Genomic DNA, 584 nt, shown 5'->3' with positions numbered 1-584 from the left:
TCAGAAATATACCATTATTATTTTGTCCAAATAGACTTTTATTAACTTGTAAAGTTTAACAATTTGTTTCAGTGCTTATTCATTTTAACGAGCATTCATTAGATTTTAAAAATCAAACATTTTATGTAAATACAAGCAATATAGTTTAAGTTTTGGAAGCGAATACGCATTTCATAAGTTGGTACACTTTTAGCAGCAGTGGCAAAGATGACAAAACCAAGTCAAAACCTACTAATGAAATCGTTGCGCCAACCTCAAGCATGAGTTTTGAACTGCATTATTTCCAGTTAAAACCATTTTGAGCTTGCATTAATTCACAGAAAAAGTTCATACGACCATCTAGTATTATTTAAGCTAAGGCTGAATTTAAAGTATGGCTCAGGCTTGATTAAAACTCCTTTTCATGAATGCGCTCCATGTATTTAAATGGGCGCGAACGCCTCTTGTAATCTCGACGGCTCTCTTGTCCGAACACTTCAAATACAGAAACTCCAGTTGACAGTAGCAATGGAGAAGTGACAGCCAAAGTAGACATGATTTTAACTTTGTTTATGGTCCACCAAATTTTCAGATTTATGTTGGTA

Annotated in this window: 1 protein-coding gene; it reads right to left on the bottom strand. The window is 33.9% G+C overall.

Annotation, left to right across the window (positions count from 1 at the left end):
* Positions 1-388: 388 nt before the first annotated feature.
* The coding region (locus IE124_RS35230; RefSeq protein WP_229833198.1) for a hypothetical protein at positions 389-584 on the bottom strand (196 nt) is incomplete at its 5' end.

Origin of the sequence: Streptomyces narbonensis, from assembly GCF_014649015.1 — a bacterium.
In the GTDB taxonomy this organism is placed as follows: Bacteria; Actinomycetota; Actinomycetes; order Streptomycetales; family Streptomycetaceae; genus Streptomyces; species Streptomyces narbonensis.
Note: the sequence above shows the minus strand (reverse complement) of the source record. Positions and strands in the feature narration are given on the sequence as shown.